Source organism: Thalassospira profundimaris, assembly GCF_003326795.1.
GTDB classification, from domain to species: Bacteria; Pseudomonadota; Alphaproteobacteria; order Rhodospirillales; family Thalassospiraceae; genus Thalassospira; species Thalassospira profundimaris_C.
The window spans coordinates 322,778-345,180 of sequence record NZ_JPWI01000001.1 but is presented as its reverse complement, the minus strand read 5'-3'; the positions used below and the strand labels follow the sequence as shown (position 1 = coordinate 345,180).

Annotated in this window: 22 protein-coding genes; 6 read left to right on the top strand and 16 right to left on the bottom strand. The window is 54.3% G+C overall.

The genetic code is table 11. The features are described from left to right. Positions 1-67: 67 nt before the first annotated feature. Positions 68-1,015, bottom strand: coding sequence for a 2-hydroxyacid dehydrogenase (locus tag TH30_RS01635; protein WP_114096342.1), 948 nt, complete (start codon positions 1,013-1,015; stop codon positions 68-70). Between the two features lie 478 nt (positions 1,016-1,493). Here TH30_RS01635 and TH30_RS01630 point away from each other — a divergent pair, with 478 nt between their 5' ends. Then, positions 1,494-2,984, top strand: coding sequence for a methyl-accepting chemotaxis protein (locus tag TH30_RS01630; RefSeq protein WP_114096854.1), 1,491 nt, complete (start codon positions 1,494-1,496; stop codon positions 2,982-2,984). A 157-nt stretch (positions 2,985-3,141) separates the two neighbouring features. On the opposite strand, the gene TH30_RS01625 is transcribed toward TH30_RS01630, so the two are convergent. After that, positions 3,142-3,561, bottom strand: a complete 420-nt coding sequence (locus TH30_RS01625; protein WP_114096341.1) for a VOC family protein — start codon at positions 3,559-3,561, stop codon at positions 3,142-3,144. Positions 3,562-3,683: 122 nt separating this feature from the next. Here TH30_RS01625 and TH30_RS01620 point away from each other — a divergent pair, with 122 nt between their 5' ends. Further along, on the top strand, positions 3,684-4,613 hold the full coding sequence (locus tag TH30_RS01620; RefSeq protein WP_114096340.1) for a LysR substrate-binding domain-containing protein: 930 nt from the start codon (positions 3,684-3,686) through the stop codon (positions 4,611-4,613). A gap of 152 nt (positions 4,614-4,765) precedes the next feature. Here the strand turns inward: TH30_RS01620 and TH30_RS01615 are convergent, their stop codons facing one another. From TH30_RS01615 to ade, 12 genes are all read right to left on the bottom strand, one after another. After that, complete coding sequence (locus tag TH30_RS01615) at positions 4,766-5,440, bottom strand: hypothetical protein (protein ID WP_114096339.1); 675 nt, start codon at positions 5,438-5,440, stop codon at positions 4,766-4,768. Between the two features lie 98 nt (positions 5,441-5,538). Continuing rightward, on the bottom strand, positions 5,539-5,994 hold the full coding sequence (locus tag TH30_RS01610; RefSeq protein WP_220150262.1) for a DUF6314 family protein: 456 nt from the start codon (positions 5,992-5,994) through the stop codon (positions 5,539-5,541). Between the two features lie 95 nt (positions 5,995-6,089). Then, the gene (locus TH30_RS01605; protein ID WP_114096852.1) at positions 6,090-6,461 is read right to left on the bottom strand and encodes a histidine triad nucleotide-binding protein; all 372 of its coding nucleotides are present in this window, start codon (positions 6,459-6,461) and stop codon (positions 6,090-6,092) included. A gap of 219 nt (positions 6,462-6,680) precedes the next feature. Further along, positions 6,681-7,007, bottom strand: a complete 327-nt coding sequence (locus tag TH30_RS01600; RefSeq protein ID WP_114096338.1) for a phosphoribosyl-ATP diphosphatase — start codon at positions 7,005-7,007, stop codon at positions 6,681-6,683. 3 nt (positions 7,008-7,010) lie between these two features. Beyond that, the gene (gene hisF / locus TH30_RS01595; protein ID WP_114096337.1) at positions 7,011-7,772 is read right to left on the bottom strand and encodes an imidazole glycerol phosphate synthase subunit HisF; all 762 of its coding nucleotides are present in this window, start codon (positions 7,770-7,772) and stop codon (positions 7,011-7,013) included. Between the two features lie 23 nt (positions 7,773-7,795). After that, entirely contained in the window at positions 7,796-8,524 is a 729-nt protein-coding gene (hisA, locus tag TH30_RS01590; protein ID WP_114096336.1) for a 1-(5-phosphoribosyl)-5-[(5-phosphoribosylamino)methylideneamino]imidazole-4-carboxamide isomerase, read from the bottom strand. Then, the gene (locus TH30_RS01585) at positions 8,521-9,075 is read right to left on the bottom strand and encodes a GNAT family N-acetyltransferase (protein WP_258548572.1); all 555 of its coding nucleotides are present in this window, start codon (positions 9,073-9,075) and stop codon (positions 8,521-8,523) included. Before TH30_RS01585 ends, hisA begins: the two co-directional genes overlap by 4 nt. After that, complete coding sequence (hisH, locus tag TH30_RS01580) at positions 9,072-9,722, bottom strand: imidazole glycerol phosphate synthase subunit HisH (protein ID WP_114096334.1); 651 nt, start codon at positions 9,720-9,722, stop codon at positions 9,072-9,074. The genes TH30_RS01585 and hisH overlap by 4 nt, the downstream gene beginning before the upstream one ends. Then, the gene (locus TH30_RS01575) at positions 9,719-10,162 is read right to left on the bottom strand and encodes a DUF2628 domain-containing protein (RefSeq protein ID WP_114096333.1); all 444 of its coding nucleotides are present in this window, start codon (positions 10,160-10,162) and stop codon (positions 9,719-9,721) included. The genes hisH and TH30_RS01575 overlap by 4 nt, the downstream gene beginning before the upstream one ends. 79 nt (positions 10,163-10,241) lie before the next feature. Beyond that, the gene (hisB, locus tag TH30_RS01570; protein ID WP_114096332.1) at positions 10,242-10,841 is read right to left on the bottom strand and encodes an imidazoleglycerol-phosphate dehydratase HisB; all 600 of its coding nucleotides are present in this window, start codon (positions 10,839-10,841) and stop codon (positions 10,242-10,244) included. 156 nt (positions 10,842-10,997) lie between these two features. Beyond that, positions 10,998-13,133 (bottom strand): cache domain-containing protein, encoded by a 2,136-nt coding sequence (locus tag TH30_RS01565; protein WP_114096331.1) that lies wholly within the window; start codon positions 13,131-13,133, stop codon positions 10,998-11,000. A gap of 145 nt (positions 13,134-13,278) precedes the next feature. Continuing rightward, positions 13,279-15,009 carry an adenine deaminase gene (ade, locus tag TH30_RS01560; protein WP_114096330.1) on the bottom strand — a complete coding sequence of 577 codons (1,731 nt, stop codon included), beginning with the start codon at positions 15,007-15,009 and terminating at the stop codon, positions 13,279-13,281. A 218-nt stretch (positions 15,010-15,227) separates the two neighbouring features. Here ade and hslV point away from each other — a divergent pair, with 218 nt between their 5' ends. Further along, complete coding sequence (gene hslV / locus TH30_RS01555) at positions 15,228-15,788, top strand: ATP-dependent protease subunit HslV (protein WP_114096329.1); 561 nt, start codon at positions 15,228-15,230, stop codon at positions 15,786-15,788. A gap of 60 nt (positions 15,789-15,848) precedes the next feature. Next, positions 15,849-17,159, top strand: a complete 1,311-nt coding sequence (hslU, locus tag TH30_RS01550; protein WP_114096328.1) for an ATP-dependent protease ATPase subunit HslU — start codon at positions 15,849-15,851, stop codon at positions 17,157-17,159. 80 nt (positions 17,160-17,239) lie between these two features. Here hslU and TH30_RS01545 read toward each other — a convergent pair whose 3' ends face one another. Both TH30_RS01545 and TH30_RS01540 read right to left on the bottom strand, forming a co-directional pair. Continuing rightward, a complete protein-coding gene (locus TH30_RS01545) occupies positions 17,240-18,649 on the bottom strand; it encodes an ATP-binding protein (RefSeq protein WP_114096327.1) in 1,410 nt (469 codons plus the stop codon). 248 nt (positions 18,650-18,897) lie between these two features. Next, positions 18,898-19,479, bottom strand: coding sequence for a malonic semialdehyde reductase (locus tag TH30_RS01540; RefSeq protein ID WP_114096326.1), 582 nt, complete (start codon positions 19,477-19,479; stop codon positions 18,898-18,900). 241 nt (positions 19,480-19,720) lie between these two features. On the opposite strand from TH30_RS01540, the gene TH30_RS01535 reads away from it, so the two are divergent. After that, on the top strand, positions 19,721-21,004 hold the full coding sequence (locus tag TH30_RS01535; protein ID WP_114096851.1) for a polysaccharide deacetylase family protein: 1,284 nt from the start codon (positions 19,721-19,723) through the stop codon (positions 21,002-21,004). Positions 21,005-21,173: 169 nt separating this feature from the next. Next, complete coding sequence (gene coaBC, locus TH30_RS01530; RefSeq protein ID WP_114096325.1) at positions 21,174-22,391, top strand: bifunctional phosphopantothenoylcysteine decarboxylase/phosphopantothenate--cysteine ligase CoaBC; 1,218 nt, start codon at positions 21,174-21,176, stop codon at positions 22,389-22,391. Positions 22,392-22,403: the final 12 nt, after the last annotated feature.

The following is a 22,403-nucleotide window of genomic DNA, read 5'->3' as shown; positions in this document are numbered from 1 at the left end:
ATCGCCCGACAAGTGAAACCGCGCAGGACGGGATATGGCCCGTCATTTCAGGGCGGGTAAAGCCGGTTTAATAACCGGTTTTGCGATTGACCAGCCCGCGCGGGGTTTCGCCGCGGTTGATGCGATCAATATTTTCGGCAATCTGATCAACTGCTTCCTCGATCCGGGTTTCGGCCGCGATATGGGGCGTGATGCGGATTTTCGGGTGATCCCAGAACGGATGGCTTTTCGGTAGCGGCTCGGTCACCGCAACATCAAGGAACGCACCACGCAGATGCCCGGTATCAAGGGCGCGCAGCAGATCGGCCTCGTTGATCATGGCCCCGCGTGCGGCATTGATGATCGCCGCCCCCTTGGGCAGGAACGACAGGGTCGAACTTTCCAGCACATTTTCGGTTTCCGGCGTGCGGGGCAGCAGACAAATCAGGATATCGGACTGGCCCAGAAATTCGGCCAGCGTTTCCTTGCCGGCAAAGGTGGTAATGCCCTCGATTGCCTTCATCGACCGGCTCCAGCCTGAAACGGTAAAGCCAAGATTTGAAAGCGCTGTGGCGACTGCCGCCCCCAGCGCCCCCAGCCCCATGACCCCGACCCGGCATTTGGAAATGCGCGCGACCGGATGTTGGGTCCAGTCTGCTTTGGCCTGCTGGGCGTCATAGACATCGAAATCGCGCATGAAATGCAGGGCGGCATAAAGATGATATTGCACCATCTGATCGGCCATTCCGGCATCTTCAAGCCGGATTACCGGCAGATCAACCGGCAAACTTGGCGAAGAAACAACATGATCCACCCCGGCCCCCAACGAGAAAATGGCCTTAAGGCCCGTCAGGGTTTTGATCAATCCCTGTGGCTGTTTCCAGAACAGGGCATAGTCAATCGTTTTGGGGTCGTAATTATCATCGCCGGTGACAATTGCAGCACCCGGTAGCCGCGCCGTCATGGCCTTTTTCCACGCGGCATCTTCGCCAGCGGCAGAAATAAGGATATTGGGGGCGCTATTGGCGGCTGACATGGGGGACTCCTGATATTCGGGTTGTCGGTTTTGTTATGGGTGGCGCATCTGTTGCAGAACTTAGAACGCGCCAGACCGCAAAGCGTTCCCTTGCAAATTCTGGCGCGTCTATTGATGGCAGCTAATTGACTGTCTGGTCAATCACTTGGCTACCTGTTCTGACCAGCTCTCGGTCAGATAGCTCAAGAACACCTGGAAATCTTCTGAATAGGATTGCTGCAATCAGTGGCATCCAAAGCGTTAAACTTGGATGCATTTTCAACATAAAGTCAAAAATAGAGAATGTCGGAACCCTTCAACATGCGTTCTGCTTGGTGAGAAACCCTAAAGATTCTCGATATCAATTTTCGATTTCACGGGCTTGAATAGGGCGAACCCTACCCATACCTAAGAATAGGTGGTTGTATTGGATGGTCTGCACTCGACCAAAGATCTCCTGTTTTGGTTGTCACTCATTGTTAAGGGGGAGGGAAATTCCTTGGCTTTCAACTTTTTTAAGAATGGCGTCAATGCGCTTCAAGGACAGCAGATATATGAAGCTCTGGGTCGGTCCATGGCTATTATCGAGTTCTCTCTTGATGGTACAATCCTAACAGCCAACCCCAATTTTCTGGCTACAATGGGGTACGAATTGAACGAGATTACCGGCAAGCACCATTCGATATTTGTCTCATCCGAATACGCCAAAAGTCCCGCCTACAAGGAATTTTGGAAAAAGCTTTCAAGCGGTGAATTTGAGCGTGATGTGTTTCAGCGTATTCGCAAAGACGGCGAAACAGTCTGGCTTGAAGCAACCTACAACCCGATCCTCAATGCGGCCGGCAAGCCGGTTAAAGTCGTCAAGTTTGCCACGGACATTACAGCTCGACGCAAAGAGCGCGCTGCATTGGAGGGTATGCTCAATGCAATTGATCGCTCCCAGGCAGCTATCGAATTTGATCTCAATGGCAAGATTCTCAAAGCCAATAAGAACTTCCTCAGCACCATGGGATATGAAGAGAAAGAAATAATCGGAAAACACCACAGCATGTTTGTTGAACCGGGATATGAGGGTTCATCCGAGTATAAAGATTTCTGGAACAAATTGAGAAAGGGCGAGGTTCAGGCAGCCCAGTTCAAACGTATTGGTAAGAATGGCAAGGAAGTCTGGCTGGAGGCCGCCTACAATCCGATTTTCGATCAAAATGGTGCCCCGGAAAGGGTTGTTAAACTTGCTACGGATATCACCGAACAGGTACAGCTTCTGATCGATCTCAAAGCAATGATCGATACCAATTTTGGCGAGATTGACGAGAATATTATCAATCTCGACACGGCGGCAGCAAGCGGTGCATCGGCAGCAGCGCAAAGCTCCAATTCCGTGCAAACCGTTGCCGCCAGTGCAGAGGAACTGTCAGCCTCAATCGCCGAAATTTCTCGCAGCATGGCACAGAGCCGGGATGAGACTGAGCGCGCGTTTTCCCAAACCGTAAATGCTAACCAATCGACGCAAAAAATGGCGGATGTGGTCTCTGCAATGACCGGCATCGTTGAGGTCATTCAGGGCATTGCCGGACAGATCAATCTGCTTGCGCTCAACGCCACTATTGAATCCGCCCGGGCCGGCGAAGCCGGAAAGGGATTTGCAGTGGTCGCCAACGAGGTCAAGAACCTTGCCAATCAGGCGGCAAAAGCTACCGACCAGATATCGGCCGAAATCAACGGTGTACAGGAAATCTCGAACGAAGTTGTGCAGTCGCTTGAAACCATTCGCGGCTCAATTGAAACCGCACGCGACAGTGTGACAAGCATATCTGCATCGGTCGAAGAGCAGAGTGCCGTGACCGAAAGTGTGTCGGAAAACATGCAGACAATGGCCGTATCGGTTGAAGAACTTGCTCAAAGACTGTCCGAGATTCAGACGATTTCCGGCACGGTTGGAGGTTCTGTCACAAAAACCCGTGAAGCTGCTGAAGTTCTGGCGCGGTAAGTTTTGTTCAATCGAACCGATAAGCCTGATCTCTAAGGAATCCAACTTGCTTCGACAGGGTCGATACCCCGAACAGCTGGCGTTCGGGGTATCGACTGTCTTTCCCTGATGTCTGACAGGTATGTATGTTACCCGCGATTTGATCGGATTCTCTGGCCTAATGGGCGAAAATCATTGCCGGGTCGCGGAATGTCTTGAATTCAAGACCATTGCCCGCCGGGTCCTCGACAAAGAAGGTCCCCTGTTCACCCGGTTCGTCCTTAAAGCGGATTTTCGGTTCCAGAAGGAACGGCACATTGGCTGCTTTCAGGCGGTCGGCCAGATCATGCCAGGTATCCCAATCGAGAACCGCCCCAAAATGCGGGATCGGCACCGCATCGCCATCGACGGTGCCTGCGCCCTTGTTCTGACCGGCTTCCGGGCGGACATGGGCCGAGAGTTGATGACCAAAGAAATCAAAATCAATCCAGGCCTCGGTCGAGCGCCCTTCGGCACAGCCAAGGATATCGATGTAAAAGGCGCGGGTATCGGCGATTGATTTGATCGGGAAGGCCAGATGGAACGGGGGCAGCGACATGGATATCTCCAGGGGTTAGGACCTATATAATCTAATGCTTGGTTGTTAGAGTCATTTTAAATCAGCATAATACTGCGATCAAAATCAGAAGTTCTGCATATATCATCAGGAAATCTATTGTTATGGCGCTGCGTCCGACCACCCCGCCGCTCAATGCATTGCGCGCCTTTGAGGCCGCTGCACGCTTGGGCAGCTTTGCCCGTGCTGCTGATGAGCTTTCGGTCACCCCGGGCGCGATCAGCCAGCAGGTCGCCAATCTGGAAGCAAGCCTTGGCATGGTGCTGTTTGATCGCAATGGCCCGAAACTGAGCTTGCGCGAAGCCGGACGCGCCTATTTACCCAGTCTGCGCCGCGCTTTGGACGAGATCGAGGCTGCCACCCTTGACCTTGTCACCCACGGGGCGGGCGAACGGCGGCTGGTGATCGGGGCATTGCATACGCTGGCCAGCAGCTGGCTAATCCCCAGATTAAAACGGTTTCAAAACGAACATCCTGATATCCGTCCGGTGATCGAGACCCTGGCGCTTAATTTCGCCACTCCGGAACGCAGTCCCGACCTTGCAACGCGCCAGATGGATGTCGGGCTTTATTTTGGTGACGGCATGTGGCCGGATACCCGCGTCGACAGGCTTTTTGATGAAATTCAGGTGGTTGTTGCCAAACCGGGCACCGTCGCAGCCGATGATCGAACGGATTTGAATGCCCTGATCGCGGGACAAACCCGCCTGATCCACACCACCCGGCCCAAGGCCTGGCACGATTGGGGGCAAGCCAATAGCGTTGCCATATCCGGTGCGCCCGGACCGGGGTTCGAGCATTTCTTTATGCTGATCGAGGCCGCCAAGGCGGGCATGGGAATCGCCTTGTTACCAAGGGTTTTGATCGAAGGACCACTTGCCGAGGGCAGCCTTGAAATCGTCAGCGCGGCCAGCTTGAAATCCAGCGGCGCATACTATCTGATCACGCCGGAAAGCCGTCAGGACGTGCTGGAAGTGCGCGCCTTTCGTGACTGGATACTCGGCTTGGAAAGTGAATCCGATTTGTCAGAATAGCTCCATAAGCATCTGACAAAAATATATAATTATCAAATTCTGATAATCGTAAGTACTGCGATGTATGCTATTCAGTAGGATATAGCCACAAAAGCATAATAAATGCGAGGACTCCTAAAGAAATGCGTTATCCAGCCGCTGCAACTCTGTGTTCAAATCCATTTACGTTTTTGATGTTTTTGGATCGCGTTACGACCGTCATAAGTCAGTTGAACTTGTGGGTGGTCCTCAGAAGGCTTCTGTGGAATTCGAATCCATGGCTCAAAAGTGTATCTTAGACGATATCTGAGATCGTCAGGTTTTAGTCCATACTCAACTTCGAATTCTAACGAGCCCGTAAGGTCTGGCTCAAATGGTAAGTTAGGTATGCCCGCAACCCGAAAGGTTGCAAGTTGTCCTGCTGGAACTGATGCTTGTGTTTCGCCTCTTGGCATTGACCGGTTTGTTCTGCCATTTAATTCAAAGTCAGCACGAACAACATTAAAGAACAGCTCTCGAGAGGTGGTATTTCGAAGGCGGACAAGTAACGGTATAAAAATAGTGTCTTCTTCGGATATTTCGATGCCCAGTGGTTCTGAGGATTGAAAGTGTAAACCTTTAAAAACTCTGTTTCGCCTAACTAAAAACTGTATGCCAGCAACAATCCAGATTGTAGCGGCGCTAGCGCAGAGCCCAATAAGTATTGACCAATGCGGATTTTCTTTAACCCAAGATAACCACCCGGTCACTGCGCCGATAATAGCGGGCGTAATCAAAAGTGTCCCAAGGAGCTGTATGTCACTAGGGATCCCGATTGCGGTTAAAATTCTGCTGAGCCATTTGAGCATGGCTCAATGTTGCCACAAGTCTCAAAAAATATGTCGAGTTTTTATAAATTTCTTGAGTGCAGGTTGTTGTGGGATATGGATTATCTTTCCGAAAGAGTTTAATGACCAAGATAGACGCTGTGCAGTAGGTAATCTTTCTTCGGACCGGTGATGTTTATTTTTGTTTCGAAATGACCCGGCCCGTTCCAGATCATGCAATGGTGATAAAAGTCATCGCCACAGGGATGAATGTCACGTGCGCACAGGCCATCAGTCGCATCCTCGCCAAATTGCAGCAACACATAGCGATTGCCGAAACTCAAAGGGTCGCGAAACAAAAGCTCTATTGCGCCCAAGTCCTCGTGCAGGACGAAATCATATTCGCGATAGCCATCAAAACGTTGGCCGTCCGGACGCGTCAGAAACCCTTCCTCGCGATAGCGCAGAACATTGGGCTTGTCGGGATCGAGCGCCTGAAAGGTCACATCCCCAACAAACTGCCCGACCTCGCCCAGATCACGCATTAGGGACCATTGCCCGGCAAGGGCGGCAAAGATATCGGATGCTTTGGGCATGGGTGTTGTCATGGCATTACTGGCTGGTTCTGATCGGGACAAAAAAGGCAGGGTCGCGATGCGGTGCCCTGCCTTTTTGATGGTGTCTTGGTAAATCAGGCTTTGGGCAACATCAGGCCAAGCTTGGTGCCACCGATGATATGCACATGCAGATGTGGCACATCCTGACGGCCATGGTCGCGGGTATTGGCGATCAGGCGGTATCCGTCTTCGACCACGCCAGCGGCCTCCGAGATTTTGCCGATTGCGCGGGTATAGGCGATGATTTCGGCGTCCGAGGCGTTCAGTGCAAAGTCGTCATAGGACGTATAGGCACCCTTGGGGATGACCAGAATATGGGTCGGGGCCTGGGGTGCTATGTCATTGAAGGCCAGAACATGGTCGTCTTCATAGACCTTGGTGCACGGGATATCGCCGCGCAGGATTTTGGCAAAGATGTTTTCCGGATCGTATGGTTTGACGGCCATCTTGGGGCTCCTGATCGATGTATTCTGATTATGGGTGCCATATTGGACAGGCTTGGCGTCAGGTGCAATTTCGATTTTGACAAAGCAGGAGCATTTTCCAAATTTTGTCATTCCAGGCGGAAAAATGCACAGATCCGCAATCCTTGATGCCAAAAAGCGAGATGCCCGCTTTCGCGGGCATGACGGGGATTGGAAAAAGGTCCGGGAAGGCCAGACTGATTAGTCGCCCTTGCGTGATGCTTTCTCGGTGATGCCCGAAATGCCCTGACGCTCGGCCAAGATCTGCCAGACATCTTCGGGCTTTACCCCCTGATCGGCCCAAAGAACCGTCAAATGGTACAGAAGGTCCGCGCTTTCCGATGCGACCTTGTCCGGGGTTTCGGCAAGGGCTGCAATCACGGTTTCAACGCCTTCTTCGCCGACTTTCTGGGCGATTTTGGCTGTGCCCTTGGCAAACAGTTTGGCGGTATAGCTGGTGTCCGGATCGGCCCCCTTGCGAGCGGCGACAGTGGCATAAAGCGCATCAAGGATGTGTTGATCAGCCATAACTTACTCCTCGCGCACCGGAATGCCAGCGGCCTTCATGTGGTCTTTGACCTCGCGGATGCGATAGGTGCCAAAATGGAAGATCGAGGCCGCCAGAACGGCCGATGCGTGGCCCTCGGTGACGCCTTCGACCATGTGGTCCAGCGTGCCAACACCACCCGATGCAATCACCGGCACATGAACGGAATCGGCAATCGTGCGGGTCAGCGGAATGTTAAAGCCCGACTGGGTGCCATCGCGATCCATCGAGGTGACAAGAAGCTCGCCCGCGCCATATTCGGTCATTTGTTTTGCAAACGAAACGGCATCAATGCCCGTGGCTTCACGCCCGCCATGGGTAAAGATTTCGAACTTGTCCGGGCCGGTCGATTTGGCATCAATCGACACCACAATGCATTGCGATCCGAACTTGCGGGCCGCTTCGCGCACGAAATCGGGGTTTTTGACCGCCGCGGTATTGATGGAAACCTTGTCCGCCCCGGCCAGCAGAAGCTTGCGGATATCTTCAAGGCTACGCACGCCACCACCGACGGTGACGGGCATAAAGCAGGCCTCGGCCGTGCGGGCCACCACATCAAAGATGGTGTCGCGGTTATCAGATGATGCGGTGATATCCAAAAAGCACAGCTCGTCAGCGCCTTCGGCATCATAGATGCGGGCCTGTTCGACCGGATCACCGGCATCAATCAGATCAACGAAATTGACCCCTTTGACGACGCGGCCGTCCTTGACGTCAAGACAGGGAATGACACGGGTTTTCAACATGGTCGGTTTCCTGTTTGGCTCGGTTACGCAAGGGCTGCGATGGCTTGGGCAAGGTCGATGCGCCCGTCATAAAGCGCACGGCCCGAAATCGCGCCGTCAATGCCAGCACTCGTATGCTTTTTCACTGCGATCAGATCATCAAGTGACGATACCCCGCCCGATACAATCACTGGGGTCGAAATTTCGGAGGCCAGTGCGACCGTGCTTTCGATATTTGGGCCGCCCATCGCGCCATCGCGGTCGATATCGGTAAAGATGATGGCGGCAACACCGCAATCCTCGAACTTTTTGGCCAGCTCAAGGGCGGTGACTTCGGACGTTTCCGCCCAGCCTTCAACCGCGACATAGCCATCACGGGCATCAATGCCCACAGCAACCCGGCCCGGCCATTTCGCACAGGCTTCCTTGACGAAATCGGGATTGCGAAGGGCGACGGTGCCTAGGATGACGCGCGTGATGCCTTTATCCAGCCAGTAATCAACGGTTTCCATGGTTCGGATGCCGCCACCCAGCTGGGTCTGTGCCTTGCCATTAACGGCGGCCAGGATCGAATCAACTGCCGCACCATTGACCGGCTCACCGGCAAAGGCCCCGTTCAGATCAACAATATGAACCCAGTGACAGCCTGCCTGAACGAACTCGCCTGCCTGTGCGCCGGGGTCATCGTTAAATACGGTTGCCTTGTCCATGTCGCCGCGCAACAGGCGCACACATGCACCGTCTTTCAGATCAATTGCGGGATAAAGATTCACTGTTCAGGGTCCTGTAATTTCTTGGTGTAGTAGTAACCTTCGACCATCTTGCCGTCGATCATCGCGTAATAGGGATTGATGCCCCAACGGACATAACCAAGCCCGTTATAAAGCGCGATGGCGGCCTTCTGGGTTTCGCGAAGGTCCAGTTTCAATACGCTATAGCCCGCTTCACGGGCGAAATATTCAATCGAACGCACAATCGCCTTGCCATTGCCGCGCCCGCGCGCCCACGGGGCAACGAAATGGCCGGAAATCTGGGCGGAATGACGTTGCGCTTCAAGGTTGGCCGGGGTTTCAATCAGCTGGGCCGCGCCGGAAATCACGCCATCCACGCGCGATACAAACAGATGCCGTCCGGGCATCAGCAAAACACCGCGCCAGTATTTTTCCATATCCGGGCGATCTGGCGGCGTGAGCCAGCCAAAGCCGCCCCCTTCGACAATTGCCTGGGTACAGGCATCGACAATGTCGGAAAGCTCGCCTGCCGAAAGTTCGGTCACGCGTTCGGCAACAACACCGGGCTGAATGGTATCAGATGGTGCGATCATGGCTTCCATCCCAGGAAGTTACCAATGATGGTAAGCCCCGTTTTCTGGCTTTTCTCCGGGTGGAACTGGGTGCCGATCATATTGTCACGTCCGATCATCGCCGTCAGGTCGCCGCCATAGGATACCGATGCCAGACGTTCGGCCGGATTGGCGACATGCATGTGATAGCTATGCACGAAATAGGCATGATCCCCGTCCGAAATACCCTTCAGGACCGGGTGGGCCTTGCCCGCCGGATCAAGCACCAGTTCGTTCCAGCCCATATGCGGGATTTTAAGAGCCGGGTCGCTGGGTTCAATCGCCACAACCTTGCCCGCAATCCAGTCAAGGCCCGCGGTATCTTCAAACTCACGGCCAACCGAGGACATCAGCTGCATGCCGACACAGATGCCAAAGAACGGTTTGCCGCCCTTAATCACCTGTTCGGTCAAAACATCAACCATGCCCGTGACGGCATCAAGGCCCGCCCGGCAATCGGCATAGGCACCGACGCCCGGCAGGACGATATGGCTGGCGTTGCGGACCTTTTCCGGGTCATCGGTGACAATGATCTCGTCAGAAAAGCCGGTTTCGCGGGCGGCACGCTCGAACGCCTTGGCAGCCGAGCGCAGATTGCCTGAACCGTAATCAATAATCGCAACACTCATGGGTAGGATGGGCTCCCGGTTGAGGGGGTGGAAACAGCAGTCTGCGCGATATGCGGGACGCGCTGACGTGATGTGTTCAAACGTTCAAAACAGCGATGCTCGGCATCGCTTTCGTTCTTTCCGGCAACAATATCGGTCATTTTCCAGCCCTGCGCGGCAAGCTTGCGCCGACGCAGATCATTGGCAATCAGGCCAAAGCCGATCCCGGTCACAAGGGCCAGGGCAAAATCCATTTCCGGCCCGCCATCAAAGAACATGACGGCAAAGCTGCACAGAAACGACACCGCGACCAGACCAAGGAAGCCCAGCCACAGCCGATGATACAACGCCCAAAGACCCGACAGCAGAAAGGCCCAGAAATTGAACCCTTCGCGGATCAGGATGGCATTTTCCATCGGGTCGGCATCGCCGGGATGGGTATGGACTGTGTAAACCTTCATCGAAAACCGATTTTCTGGTCCCGGCAGTGCAGGACACTGCCGGTATTGTTCGATCTTGAACCGATCAGATCACATCAGATCAAAGCGACCCGCCAAGAACACCCTTGGTCGACGGAATGGCATCGGATTTGCGCGGATCGATTTCGATCGCATCGCGCAAGGACCGTGCAAGCGCCTTATAGGCACTTTCGATGATATGGTGATTGTTCTCGCCATACAGGTTCTCGACATGCAGCGTAATGCCGGCTGCCTGGGCAAAGCCCTGGAACCATTCGCGGAACAATTCGGTATCCATATCACCCAGCTTGTCGCGGGTGAAATTGACATTCCAGATCAGATAGGGGCGGCTTGAAATATCAAGTGCCACACGGGTCAGGGCCTCGTCCATCGGAAGCAGGCAGCTGCCATAACGTGTGATGCCCTTTTTATCGCCCAGTGCCTGTGCAAAGGCCTGACCGATTGCGATGCCGCTATCTTCGGTGGTGTGATGGAAATCAATATGCAGGTCGCCCTTGGCCCGGACTTTAAGGTCCATCAGGCTGTGACGCGAAAGCTGTTCGAGCATGTGATCAAGGAAACCGACCCCGGTCTCGACATCATAGACGCCGGTCCCGTCAAGGTTCAGTTCAACCATGATCTGGGTTTCGTTTGTATTACGCTCAACGCGGGCCTTGCGCATGCAAAGCTCCTTTCCTGCAGGTATTGATGCATATGATGGGACGTATGTAGCAACAAACCCACGGAAAAGCCAGTTTAAGTGGCTAAGTAATGGCCGCAAAATCCCGAATTGGTTGCCGGTTTGATCCTCAATCGGTGATGGGGAACCTGATCGGGCTTATTTGCTTGATAGATGATTGATGCCATCCCAGTCTTTTGGCGGCGGATTGGTCGTGAAAGCCCGGCAGCGCGCGATATAGATTTCAACCAGTTTCGGGGTTGTGGCATCGGCAATGTGGGCGCTGAAAGCAGCATGGGCTTCGGCCCATCTGTGATCGAGGTAAAGCGCCATACAGGCATCCCATGCCGCGATCTCAATCTGCTGTTCGGCAATGTTACAAAGTCTGTTGCTGGTATCGGATTTGTCCCCGATCAGCTCGTAAATCGCAAGTGGCGATGACGTGCCAACGGGCATCACAAGATCCACATAGCGCAACAGGAAATTATCAGATGCGCGGCGGGCAATGGCGTCACTGGCCAGAATACGTGTGCCATACATCTTGTTCAGTCCCTCGATCCGCGATGCCAGATTAACCGCCCCGCCAAGGGCGGTATATTGCAGCCGATGTTCCGATCCCACATTGCCGACAACCACCCGATCCGTATGCAGGCCAAAGCGGGTATAAAGCGGGAACAGCTTAGACTCCTGCGAGATGGAATTAAGCTGCCGCCCGGCCAACCGACAGGCAAGAGCCGCCCGGCAGGCATGATCAACATGGTCGGGATCATCCGACGGTGCATTCCAGAACGCCATGATGGCATCACCGATATATTTATCGATGGTGCCATTGCCGTTGGCCGTTATCTGGTGCTCCATGGCGGCGAAATAGTTCGACAGTTCCCGGGCAAGCTCGGTCGGGGAATAGTTTTCGGTCTTGGCGGTAAAGCCTTCGATATCGGTGAACATGATCGAAAGATCACGGGCCTCGCCGCCGATTTCGACCGGATTGCCGTTGGAAACTATGGATTTGACCAGATCGGTCGGCACATAGGCCCCAAAACTTTTGAGGCTGACCTTCATATTGGCAATCGCCGATGACAGTGCGCTGACCTCATAGATATGCGATGTCATCCTGAAATCGCCGCCAAGATCAAACCGGCCGATTTTTTCGGCCTCGGCAGCCACGATATTGAGCTGGCGGCTCATCATCCGGGAGATAACCGCAATCAGGATGATGGTGAAAATAAAGATCGCCCCGGAAATTTTCAGCACATATTTGGTGGTTGCCTTGATCGCGCCGATAAATTCGTCTTCGGGAACGATAAGGCCCAGAACCGGCGCCATGCCGAAGAGTCCCGGCACGATTGCCGCCGAGGCAAGGTATTTTTTCCCATCTTTTTCGTCGACAAACTCAAAGAAGACTTCGGGCTTCTGGCTCCATTTCAAGATGGCGTTGGTGACAATCGGGTCACTGGCTTTCTGGTTGCCGACCGTGAAAAAGGATGAATTTCCGTCGATGCCCTGCGGACCGGCATAGGCGATGACCCGATTTTGAAAACCAAGCAGAAACACCCGGCCTTCTGCGCCGATGCGGATATTGCTAAGAATTTCAGTGACCTTTTCCAAAGTCAGGTCCGCGCCGACAACACCCATCAGACTGCCGTCAGGGTTAAGCACGCGCTTGGCAAAGGTCACACCGGGTTTGCCGGTGCTGTTGAAGGTGTAGAACGGGCTGATAAAGACATCATCATTACCCTGTGCCCCCTTATACCAGGCCCGGTTGCGCGGATCATAGGTGACAGCGCTTTGTTCCTGGCCCGTGACCTTTCCCCAGCTTGACTGATACAGAAAAGTATCAAGCATGCCGCCCGAATAGTCATAATCAACCGACCGATAGACAATCTTGCTTTTATCGGGAATGACACTGTCATGCGGACCAAAGGTTTTCAGGCCTTCGGGGATTTGAACAACCTGAAAAAACCGTCCATCATTCTGAAACCCGAAAAACAGACCATAAATCTGGGAATGGCCATTGATCTGGCTGGCCATGATTTCACCACCGCGCGGTTGGGAAATGGCATCCGGGAACGCATTGACCAGATCGGCGGTGGTGGCAACGATTTTCCTGACCGGTGTGATGACATTGACCAGACTTTCGACCGTGATTTTTCGCGCGGTCTCCATCTGATTATGGGCTGTCTGAAGTGCAAGGGTACGGTTGCTTTCATACAGAAATGCAACGGTTATTCCCAACATCAGGACCGCAATGGTTGTGAAGGCTGCGGTAACACCGATCTGAAGCCTGATTTTCACCTGATATTCTGCCCTTGTTATGCGACCCTGACTAAGGCCGCCTATGTCATGCAGCTATATCAACAGATTAGATCACATCGGGCCGAAAACAATATCAGGTTGATCATGTGGCATAAAAATATATCAAGGGTTGTTTTGACGCATTCTAAACAAAGTCGAATTTATCAACGTCAAACAGGCCACGATCCGTCATTTTAAGATGCGGAATAACCGGAAGGGCAAGGAAGGCAACCTGAAGGAACGGTTCGGGCAAGACACATCCAAGATCCTTGGCAGCCTTGCGCAACGTGATCAGGTCCTTTTCGACCACTTCGAACGGCTCCGTGCTCATCAGTCCGGCGACGGGCAATGGCAGTTCGGCGGTAACCTTGCCTTCGTTGGCAACCGCAAAGCCACCGCCCATTTCAATCAGGCGGTTAACGGCCGCGGCCATATCGGCATCACTGGCTCCGACCACGGTGATGTTGTGGCTGTCATGGCCGACCGAGGACGCAATTGCCCCGCGTTTCAGGCCAAAGCCCCGCACAAAGCTGCGCCCGATATTGCCATTGATGCCATGGCGTTCGACCACCGCGACCTTGATCACGTCATTGGCCAGATCGGGCTCAAGCCCGTTATCGCCGATCTCAAGCGTTGCCTCGTCACGGAAGGTCAGGATAAGACCCGGCTTGACCTTGATCACCGGTGTCTGGTTCTGACCGGGCTTGGGATCGCAGGCAAAGGCTGCGGCTGTCACGGGCGTTGCCTTCATCGAGGTCAGGCCGACCGGTGCGATGGGTGTGCGGGTTGCAAACAGATCATCGGTCACAAGGCGACCCCCGGCGATGACGTCGCTGACATCGCAGGTTTCAAGGTCATCAAGAATGGCAATATCGGCCCGCCAGCCCGGTCCGATCAAACCGCGATCGCGCAGGCCAAAAATGCGGGCAGCCGAATGCGAAGCCGCCCGATAGGCATGATGGATCGGGCAATTGCGCGCCTTAAGATGACCGATCAGGCGGCGCACAAGGCTATCAAGATGGCCTTCTTCACCGATATCAAGCGGATTGCGATCATCGGTACACAGCGCCACAAAGCTTGAACTGTTTTCATCAAGAATTTCAGCCAGGGCTTCAAGATCTTTGGAAACCGATCCTTCGCGGATCAGGATCGCCATGCCCTTGGCCAGTTTTTCGCGGGCTTCATCGGCGGATGTGGCTTCATGGTCGGTGCGAATGCCAGCGGCCATATAGCCATTAAGATCGCGGCCGCGCACCAGCGGCGCGTGGCCATCAATATGACCATCCTGAAAGGCTTCAAGCTTGGCCATGATGCCCGGATCAAGGTTCAGAGCGCCGGGATAGTTCATCATTTCGGCAAGACCAACGACCTTTTCATGGGATCGGAACGGCAACAGGTCTTCGATCTCAAGACGCGCACCAGCGGTTTCAAACGCCGTTGCCGGTACGCAGGATGACAGATTGACCCGCACATCCATGATGGTCTGTTCGGCGCAATCAAGGAAATAGCGGATCCCTTCCGCACCAAGCACATTGGCGATTTCATGGGGGTCACACAGGACCGTCGTCACACCATGCGGCAAGACGCAGCGATCAAATTCAAGCGGGGTGACAAGCGAGCTTTCAATATGAAGGTGCGTGTCGATAAAGCCCGGAACCGCAAATTTTCCGGTGCAATCAATTTCGGTTTCACCAGCATAGCTGTCATGGGTGCCGACAATCCGGTCACCGACAATGGCGATATCGGTTTGGGTGACCTTGCCGGTGATCACATCAAGAAGCCCGATATTGCGCAGGACCAGATCGGCCTTGACCCTGCCCTGACCGGCAAGGATGCATTTGCCAAGATGGGTTTGCGAAAGATCGGTGCTGCTCATGGTTTCGGGTCCTGTTTTCTTGAAATTCTTTTCTGATGGTCAAGGGTAAAGCATGTCGTGGCTGTGTGCTTTGAATTTTTTATGCCTCTGGGCGTTGAAACTGTGTTTGGGTCACAGCAAAGGTGATCTTGGGGGCAACGGGTGGCTTCTGCCCTTGACCGGGGCGTCTGCCGTGCTAACTCTTGGGCGAAGCAATCGACGAGATTCAAGGATAATTCATGAGCGAACAACAAAGCTGGCATGGCACGACAATTCTGTCGGTGCGCAAGGGCAATGAAGTCGTGGTGGCCGGTGATGGTCAGGTCTCTCTTGGCCCGACCGTGATCAAGGGCAATGCCCGCAAGGTGCGCCGCATTGGTCAGAAAGGTGAAATCATGGTTGGTTTTGCCGGGGCGACCGCAGATGCCTTTACCTTGCTTGAACGGCTTGAAGCAAAACTTGATCGTCATCCGGGCCAGACCATGCGTGCCTGTGTCGAACTTGCCAAGGATTGGCGCACCGATCGTTACCTGCGCAAGCTTGAAGCCATGATGGCGGTAGCCGACAAGGATGTTTCGCTGGTTCTGACCGGTCAGGGTGACGTTCTTGAACCCGAAGACGGCATTATTGCCATCGGTTCGGGCGGGAATTATGCGCTTTCGGCGGCCCGTGCCCTGATTGATATGGACATGAGTGCCGAGGAAATCGCCCGCAAGGCAATGGCAATTGCCGGCGAGATTTGCGTCTATACCAACGGCAATGTCCTGCTTGAAAAGATTGAAATCGAGGATGCGAAGTAAGGCGCTGGAGCAATCCGGGCCCTGTCACGGCATTCGTCGCAATAAGATACGGAATAAATCATGACCCAACATTTCAGCCCGCGCGAGATTGTCTCCGAACTTGATCGACATATTATCGGTCAGAAGGACGCCAAGCGTGCAGTGGCCATTGCCCTGCGTAACCGGTGGCGCCGTCAGCAGCTTGACGACACCATGCGCAATGAAGTTCTGCCCAAAAACATCCTGATGATCGGTCCGACCGGTGTCGGTAAAACCGAAATTGCGCGCCGTCTGGCGAAGCTTGCCGATGCGCCCTTTATCAAGATCGAGGCGACCAAATTTACCGAAGTCGGCTATGTCGGGCGTGATGTTGAACAGATTGTGCGTGATCTGGTTGAAGTTTCCATCGATCTGACCCGCGAAAGCATGCGCAAGAAAGTCCGGGCCAAGGCCGAAATGCAGGCCGAGGAACGCATTCTGGACGGGCTGGTCGGCGAAAATGCATCGCCTGATACCCGCCAGAAATTCCGCAAGATGCTGCGCGAAGGCGAACTTCAGCAAAAAGAAATCGAAATCCATGTTCAGGAAAGCAGCTCGGCCTCGATGCCGACCATCGATATTCCGGGCATGCCCGGTGCCCAGATGGGGATGCTGAACCTCAACGATATGTTCGGCAAGGCGTTTGGCGGCAATACCAAGCCCAAACGCATGACCGTCGAAGAAGCCTTTGACCGCCTGATCGACGAGGAAGGCGACAAGCTTCTGGATATGGACAAGGTCACCGCCGAGGCGATTGAAAATGTCGAACAGAACGGCATCGTCTTCCTTGACGAGATCGACAAGATCACCGCGCGTTCCGAACGCGGTGGCGATGTATCGCGTGAAGGTGTGCAGCGTGACCTGTTGCCGCTGATCGAAGGCACGAATGTTTCGACCAAGCATGGTACGGTCAAGACCGACCATATCCTGTTCATCTGTTCGGGGGCATTCCATCTGGCAAAGCCGTCGGATCTTCTGCCGGAATTGCAGGGCCGTCTGCCGATCCGGGTTGAGCTCAAGGCACTGACCGAAGGCGACTTCCGTCGCATCCTGATGGAGCCCGAAGCATCGCTGATCAAGCAATATGTTGCCCTGATGAAGACCGAGGAAGTCACACTCGATTTCACCGATGACGCGATTGATGAAATTGCCCGGATTTCGGCCAATGTGAATGAATCGGTCGAAAATATCGGCGCACGCCGCCTGCATACGGTTCTGGAAAAGCTGCTCGATGATATCAGCTTTACCGCGACCGACCGGGCGGGCGAAACCTTCAAGGTCGATGCCAATTATGTCCGCGAACAGGTCGAAGACCTGTCAAAGGACACCGATCTTTCGAAATTTATTCTGTAATCGAAACGTTCGATTGATCCAGATACGCAAAAGGCCAGCACGATGTTGCTGGCCTTTTTGTTTGGTCCTGTTGACCGGGATCAGGCGGAATGCAGTTTCCGGACATTGTCGCCGGTTTTGGCCGGCAGATAGACCGTAAAGACCGAACCGACACCCTGTTCGCTTTCGATCTGCATGGTGCCGCGATGGCGCTGGACAAGGTGTTTGACGATGGCCAGACCAAGGCCCGTACCGCCAACTGCGCGCGATCGTGCGGTATCAACCCGGTAAAACCGTTCGGTCAGGCGTGGCAGATGTTCGCGCGCAATGCCGTCGGAATGATCGCGGATGGCAACAGCCATGATGCGGTCATGGCGGAAACGCGCCAATGCACCGGGCGGGTTTTTGACAAGGCTGATCGTGACTTCGACATCGGTATTGGAATGGCCATATTTGATGGCGTTTTCCACCAGATTGACAAAGACCTGGGTCAGTTCCTTTTCCTCGCCGATCATCTCGGTATTTTCGAGTTCCTGGGTCACGCGGATATTCATGCCCTTGGTCTGTGCCTTCATGGCAAGGCTTTCGGCAACCTTGCTGATGACTTTGCCCACATCGCAATCGCTTGATGGCGGGGTATGTTCATTCAGCTCGATCCGGGCAAGGGAAAGCAAATCTTCGATCAGATGTTGCATCCGCTGGGCCTGATCGCGCATGACCGGCAGGAACTGGTTGAGCGCGTCGGGGTCATCCTTGGCCGGGCCTTCAAGGGTTTCGATAAAGCCCAGAAGAACCGAAAGCGGCGTGCGCAGCTCATGCCCGGCGTCGGTCGCGAAATCGGCACGCATCTGTTCAAGTTTGCGAAGCTCGGTCAGGTCCGAGAAACTGAGCACAAAGTTGCGATCCCCGGTGGCGGCAGGCAGGCGCGCTGTCAGCACGTCATAATGACGATGCGCGTCACTGGCCAAAACAAATTCCGCATGTTTCATGATTTCGCGTTCATTGGCGACGTCATCAAATGAATCAAGCAGGATCGGATCGCGAATAAAACGTGTCAGGTCTCGACCGGTCTCAAGATTGTGAAACAATCCCTTCGCCGCCTGGTTAAAGCCGGTCACCACCCGATGCCGGTTGACCATCACCACCGGGTTTGGCAGGTGATCAAGGATTTCGGCGTCCGTACTGGTTTGCGCTTCAAGAAGGGCAATACGATCACGGAAGGCACCGGCAATCTGGGTATAAAGTGATGACAGCTCGGACGCGGCGGCAAATGTAATATGTTGTGGCGGGGTGCCCTTGAACCGGTCACGCAGATCGGTGGCATAGCGCGCAACCCGGCGCAGATCGCCGAAATATATGCGCAACATCGCCGTAATCCCGATCCAGGATAGCGTTGCCGAGACAATCGCCGTGCCCCAGCCAAGCAGCTCCATCGCCGCAAGGACGACAAAGACAACGCCAGCCGGAAAGGCAATGGCCAAAGCTGTAAGGATCAATTGGCGAAAGCCCAATTAACGCTCCTGTTTACGGGGTGAATCTGGTTCTATACGCGCGTATATAAAAGTGGACCTAAAATGGTTATGGGCCAGTAAAGATCAAATAAAAGTTTGATGACAGTTTTCAAGTTGTTCGACGGATTGAAAAAAACCGTCGAAACGTCGTTTGCATGTGCTCTATCAGAAAATCAGAAGGCTTGAATATGAAAAAGGCCTCCGGTGATGGAGACCCTTGTCTAATCCTGTCTGAAAATGTGTCGGTCTCAGAGGATTTCGGCCCCTTCATCAAAACCGAGCCGCGGACTGCGCGCATGAAGCTTTTCACGATTGCCATACCCGATATTGAGCAGGAAGTTGCTTTTGACCGGGGTGCCGGCAAAAAACTCGGCATCCACCTTGGCCTGATCAAATCCTGACATCGGACCACAATCCAGACCAAGCCCGCGCAGTGCCATGATGAAATAGCCAGCCTGCAGGGAACTGTTGCGAAATGCGGTGGCCTTGATCACCTCATCCTTGCCGGCAAACCATGACCGCGCATCGGTGTGGGGGTAAAGGGCGGGCAGCTTCTCGTAAAATTCCATGTCCTGGGCGATGATGGCGGTAACCGGTGCGGTCATGGTCTGATTGACATTGCCCTCGGCCAGGCAGGGTTTCAGGCGTTCCTTGGCTGCTTCGGACTTGACGAAGGTGACGCGCATCGGTTCGCAATTGCCGCTGGTCGGGCCCAGCACCGTCAAATCCCAGGCCTGTCTGAGCAAATCCGTATCGACATCGCGATCCTGCCAATAGCTGAATGTGCGGGCGTTGCGGAACAAAAGACCAAAAGCATCAGAACTAAGCATGGGACCTCTTGGGGTTGGAGTTATTGGTTTGTATTAAAGGTAACCCCGGTCGTCCAATTCGCAACCATCTATATGAAATATGGAAAAACAAACGGTTCGCTGGTATTTTTGCTTTTGCAAAACGATCCCGGCAAACGGGACGATGCCCCCGGATAATGACAAAAACAGCAAAGCCGGGGTACAGGACCGATCCGCACACAAGGTCCTGTCTGGAGTGGTTGGTAGAAAACTGGAAACAGATATGAATTTTAAGGCCAAAGGCCAAAGGTCGTTATCGGCAGCTGGTCTGATACAGTCCGGCACCATGCTGCGCAGCGCGGTGTTCGGCATGTCATTTGCCGTCGGGTTAACATTCGGCATCGAACCGGGCAATGCCCAGTCAGTCGAAACCGGAACCGGCACGTCCTCAGACGTGCAAACAGAGGCACCGGTAGCCAGTTCGGCGGCAACACCCGCCGGTGATGAGGGCAATGTGGCCGCACCGGACGCCCCGGTGGCCGAGGCAGAACCGGAGGCGGAACCGGCAACCGAACCGCAGATGGCGACGGCACAGCAAGATGCGTCCGAACCGGCTGTTGCGGCCCCCGGTGGTGATGCGAGTTCGGCAGTGGTCTTTATGTATCACCGCTTTGGCGAGGGTGAATATCCCTCTACCAATATTCGCCCGGAACAGTTCAAGGAGCATGTCGCCGAGCTCACCAATGGCAATTACACCGTGATGGGGTTGCCACAGATTGTCGAGGTGCTTGAAAATGGCAAGGGCCTTCCGGATCGCACGGTCGGGATCACGGTTGATGATGCATATCGCTCGGTTTACGAAACCGCGTGGCCGATCTTTCGGGCCAACAACATGCCCTTTACGGTGTTTGTTTCAACCGAACAGCTCGATGACGGTTTTGCCAATTACATGACCTGGGACATGGTGCGTGAAATGGTCAAGGCCGGTGTCACCATTGGCGGTCATAGCCAGCACCATTCGCATTTGCCCGATCTTGATATCGAAGCCGTCAAGGCCGAGCTTGCCCATGCGGCCGAACGCTTTAAGGCCGAGCTTGGGTTTGTGCCCGATATCTTTGCCTATCCCTATGGCGAGGCGGATGCCGATGTCATCAATGCTGTCAAGGAAGCCGGATACAAGGCCGCCTTTGGTCAGCAAAGCGGTGCGATGAGCACGGAATCCGACTTTATGTATCTGCCGCGTTTTGCATTAAACGAGCATTATGGCGCAATGGACCGTTTCAAGCTGGCGGCAAATTCATTGCCGCTGCGTGTTAGCGACATTACGCCGGGTGATTATACCCTGACGCGCAATCCGCCGGCATTCGGCTTTACGCTTACGGATCCGACGCCCGATATTGCCTGCTATCCGTCAGATGGTCAGGCAACCATGACCCGACTGGGCGATGAACGCGTTGAAATTCGTCTCGACGGACCGGTGGCATCGGGGCGTTGGCGGATTAACTGCACGGCGATGGGGCCCGAGTCCCGTTGGCGGTGGTTCGGGATGTTATATACCGTGCCATGATGGGGACCGGATTTGGTCCGTCATAAACCTGTTGAAAGCAGGGTGAAAAATCAGCGCCGCGACCCTTTGGGGGACGCGGCGTTTCCATTTCGGTTTTGGGCGCTTGCGTCCCATAATGAGACAATGTAGGTTAACCACACTTTTAAACCGTAATTAATTGGTAATCACAGTGGCGGCAGGCAAAAATATCCTTCTGATCATCTCGGGCGGCATTGCGGCCTATAAGGTTCTTGAGGTGATCCGTCGGCTCAGAGACCGCGAAATCAATATTCGCGCCATCCTGACCAAGGGCGGGGAACAGTTCGTTACACCGCTTTCTGTCGCAGCCCTTACCGAAAACAAAGTCTATCAGGATCTGTTTTCCCTGACCGATGAAGCCGAGATGGGGCATATCCGCCTGTCGCGTGAGGCTGACCTTGTGCTGGTCGCCCCGGCAAGTGCCGATATTCTGGCAAAAATGGCAACCGGTCAGGCCGGTGATCTGGCAACAACCGCCCTTCTTGCCACCAACAAACCGGTGATGATTGCACCGGCCATGAATGTCGAGATGTGGAACCATCCGGCAACACAGGCCAATATCGCAACGCTTGAAAGCCGTGGCGTGATCCGGGTTGGGCCGTCTGCGGGTGATCTGGCTTGTGGTGAAACCGGTTCGGGCCGTCTGGCAGAACCGGCCGAGATCATCGCAAATGTGCTTGATTTCCTTGATGGTCAGTCCGCGCCCAAGCCGCTTGCCGGGAAAAAGGCCGTTGTCACCAGCGGGCCGACCCACGAGCCGATTGATCCGGTGCGCTATATCGCCAACCGGTCGTCTGGCAAGCAGGGCCATGCGATTGCGCAGGCGCTTTGCAATGCCGGTGCGGATGTGACGCTGGTGAGCGGTCCGGTATCCCTGCCCGATCCGGCCGGCGTAAAAGTTGTGCGCATTGAAACCGCGCGCGAGATGCTGGCTGCGGTCAAAAACGCCCTTCCGGCTGACATCGCCATTTGTGCCGCAGCGGTTGCCGACTGGCGCACGGCCGACGAAGCCGGACAGAAGCTTAAAAAGGATGGATCGGGCGTTATTCCGGACCTCAGACTTTCGGAAAATCCCGATATTCTGGCGACCATCAGCAAGGCCGGTGCGTCGCGCCCGGGGCTTGTGATCGGATTTGCCGCAGAAACCGAAAAGGTCACCGAACATGCGCGTGCCAAACGGGCACGCAAGGGCTGTGACTGGATCCTTGCCAATGATGTGGCCCCGGAAACCGGGACTTTTGGCGGGGATCAGAACGAGATTTTCCTGATTTCAGGTGATGATGCGACGACCGATGAACATTGGTCGCGCCAAAGCAAAACCGGCATTGCCGAGGTCCTGTGCGCACGGATCATCAGACATTTTTCCTGACACGACCCTGAT

Excerpts from the sequence above, each read along its gene's own strand:
- TH30_RS01635 (WP_114096342.1), bottom strand. The coding sequence starts at position 1,015 with ATGTCAGCCGCCAATAGCGCCCCCAATATCCTTATTTCTGCCGCTGGC.
- TH30_RS01625 (WP_114096341.1), bottom strand. The coding sequence starts at position 3,561 with ATGTCGCTGCCCCCGTTCCATCTGGCCTTCCCGATCAAATCAATCGCC.
- TH30_RS01620 (WP_114096340.1), top strand. The coding sequence starts at position 3,684 with ATGGCGCTGCGTCCGACCACCCCGCCGCTCAATGCATTGCGCGCCTTT.
- TH30_RS01615 (WP_114096339.1), bottom strand. The coding sequence starts at position 5,440 with ATGCTCAAATGGCTCAGCAGAATTTTAACCGCAATCGGGATCCCTAGT.
- TH30_RS01610 (WP_220150262.1), bottom strand. The coding sequence starts at position 5,994 with ATGCCCAAAGCATCCGATATCTTTGCCGCCCTTGCCGGGCAATGGTCC.
- TH30_RS01605 (WP_114096852.1), bottom strand. The coding sequence starts at position 6,461 with ATGGCCGTCAAACCATACGATCCGGAAAACATCTTTGCCAAAATCCTG.
- TH30_RS01600 (WP_114096338.1), bottom strand. The coding sequence starts at position 7,007 with ATGGCTGATCAACACATCCTTGATGCGCTTTATGCCACTGTCGCCGCT.
- hisF (WP_114096337.1), bottom strand. The coding sequence starts at position 7,772 with ATGTTGAAAACCCGTGTCATTCCCTGTCTTGACGTCAAGGACGGCCGC.
- TH30_RS01585 (WP_258548572.1), bottom strand. The coding sequence starts at position 9,075 with ATGATCGCACCATCTGATACCATTCAGCCCGGTGTTGTTGCCGAACGC.
- hisH (WP_114096334.1), bottom strand. The coding sequence starts at position 9,722 with ATGAGTGTTGCGATTATTGATTACGGTTCAGGCAATCTGCGCTCGGCT.
- TH30_RS01575 (WP_114096333.1), bottom strand. The coding sequence starts at position 10,162 with ATGAAGGTTTACACAGTCCATACCCATCCCGGCGATGCCGACCCGATG.
- hisB (WP_114096332.1), bottom strand. The coding sequence starts at position 10,841 with ATGCGCAAGGCCCGCGTTGAGCGTAATACAAACGAAACCCAGATCATG.
- ade (WP_114096330.1), bottom strand. The coding sequence starts at position 15,009 with ATGAGCAGCACCGATCTTTCGCAAACCCATCTTGGCAAATGCATCCTT.
- hslV (WP_114096329.1), top strand. The coding sequence starts at position 15,228 with ATGAGCGAACAACAAAGCTGGCATGGCACGACAATTCTGTCGGTGCGC.
- hslU (WP_114096328.1), top strand. The coding sequence starts at position 15,849 with ATGACCCAACATTTCAGCCCGCGCGAGATTGTCTCCGAACTTGATCGA.
- TH30_RS01540 (WP_114096326.1), bottom strand. The coding sequence starts at position 19,479 with ATGCTTAGTTCTGATGCTTTTGGTCTTTTGTTCCGCAACGCCCGCACA.
- TH30_RS01535 (WP_114096851.1), top strand. The coding sequence starts at position 19,721 with ATGAATTTTAAGGCCAAAGGCCAAAGGTCGTTATCGGCAGCTGGTCTG.